The organism is Sulfitobacter sp. HI0129, assembly GCF_001635395.1.
Taxonomy (GTDB): domain Bacteria; phylum Pseudomonadota; class Alphaproteobacteria; order Rhodobacterales; family Rhodobacteraceae; genus Sulfitobacter.
Window position 1 is genome coordinate 1 of the sequence record NZ_LWGH01000549.1, and the last position, 1,986, is coordinate 1,986.

The window sequence follows — 1,986 nt, forward strand, 5'->3', positions numbered from 1 at the left end:
GGCTGGGGTGTCGGGCCTTGCCGGCGCGCGGTCCAGCGATGCCGCTTCGCGGATATGCTGGCCGCCCGCCGCAGCGATGAAGCCCATCGCGCGTTCAAAGGCGTGGGCGGTCGTGCCATCGACCTTGCCGCTTTCCAGTTCGAAGTCATCCTCGGTCAGGTGCAGGCCCTGGATCATCGACAGCGTCAGCGGCTTGAGCCAGTACATCGACCCCGCCGGAAAGCCGAGGGCCGCCGGGTCGGGCCGGATTTCCACCCGGGCGAGCAGCGCGGAGGTGAGCGCCGCGTTGTCGCCCCACCAGCGTTGATCACGGTAGACCTGCCCCTCCGCCACCCAGAGGCTGGCGCTGTCATCGGCCAGAAAACGGTTCAGCCGGTCGGCGGTTTGCGGCGCTGGAGGCAGCAGGCCGTCGATCAGGGCGCGGCGCCAACGGTCGCCGTCCCGCCGGTGGGGGGAGCGTTTGCCGTGGATCTTGCAGACCGCCCGGTAGGGGGCGAGCAGCCCCGCATTGACGAGATGGACGAAGGGAAAGATATCGCGCCCGTGATTGGGCATGCGGATCACGCGCGCATGTGGAAACCGCGCCGTGATCTGTGCGACCAGTGCGTCCGTCTCCGCCCCCTGTTCCGTACAGGTGACGAAGAGATCATGCGCCAGCGCCGAGGCGACGATGCTCTGCGCGATTTCATCCCAGACCTCGGGGTAATGCAGGTGGACGACGATGGCATAGGGCGCGGGGGCAGGGGCATCCGGCGCGGGGCGCAGGACCGGCACCTTCAGCACGGCCCGGTTGGGCGGGGCCCCGGCGGGCTGCCACGCCGGGCGGTTTTCGGCCCGGCCATGGCGGATGTAGTGTAGCAGCGGCGCGGCAAGCCGCGTTAGATCGGCATTGAGGCTGCGATAGGCGGCGGGATCGAAGCGCGGGTTGGGCCGCAGGTTCGCGGCCTCCCCGAAAAGGACGTAGTGGCGTTCCGGCCAGAGCCGGAAGAGGGGCGGTATGCCGGGGTGCGCGCCGCGATAGAAGGCGCGGTCGAAGAGACCGGAGCGGCGGATCCGCCACGCGGCGTAGAGCGAGCGCGGATCGGGCAACAAGAAGCGTATGGCCCGCCGGGCAGGGGCCCTGAAGAGGCGCGGCATGCGGCCCCCTTTCATCTGGAATGACAACGGGCGAAGGCCCTTCGGGGGAGCCTGCGGCGAGTCTGGTTAATGGGGGGTTAAGCGTTCCTGCCGCTCAGAACCGTTCGTTCACGATGTGCCGGTGATGCCCCCGCAGGGCGATCAGCCCTAGTGCGGCGAGAGCGGCAGAGAGGCCAAAGACATAGGCAGGCGCCGCGCCCTGCGCATCGTAGGAGGCATAGAACCCCCGCCGCATCATCGCGGTCACATGCACCAGCGGGTTCCACCACAGCCAGTCGGCGGCGGGGGCGGGCAGGTCTTCGGGCAGGTAAAGCACGCCGGAGACGAGGATCAGCGGGCGCATCGCGATCTGCCACGCGCTTTCCCAGACCGGGGACATGGAAAAGGCGAAACAGTTCATGATCCCGACCCCGGCCCCCAGCGCGACCCCCATCGCGAGGGCCAGCGCGATGGCCGCGGGATCGAGCAGGCCGGGCAACCCTTCGATGGCGAGCAGCCCCCCCAGCACCACGCCGGTCAGTGCAATCTGCGTCAGCAGCGCAAGCAGCCCACGTGCGATCAGCGCGTCGAGGTAGCTGACCCGCGGATAGGCCAGCAGCGGGCGGGAAAAACGGATGGCCAAGGCCACCCGCATGGAAAGCGCCATGAAGAGCGCGAAGGGAAGATAGCCCGTGGCGTAAAAGAGCGCGAAGCTGCCCCCGAGGGGGGGCGCGCGGAGCATCAGGGAAAAGGCCACCGTCAGCAGCGCAATGGCGCCCAGCGGTTCAAGCAGCGCCCAGAGGTAGCCGCCCGGGGTGCGCCCGTGACGCGCGGAGATTTCGCGCAGAACCAGCGCGGCAATGCTGCGGG

The 1,986-nt window shown here is 69.0% G+C and carries 2 protein-coding genes; both read right to left on the reverse strand.

Annotated elements, in window-relative coordinates:
* Positions 1 to 1,137, reverse strand: a 1,137-nt coding sequence (locus A3764_RS14870) for a rhamnan synthesis F family protein (RefSeq protein ID WP_330220529.1), incomplete at its 3' end; no start/stop codon positions are given.
* A gap of 94 nt (positions 1,138 to 1,231) precedes the next feature.
* On the reverse strand, positions 1,232 to 1,986 hold a 755-nt coding region (locus A3764_RS14875; protein ID WP_082857973.1), incomplete at its 5' end, for an ABC transporter permease.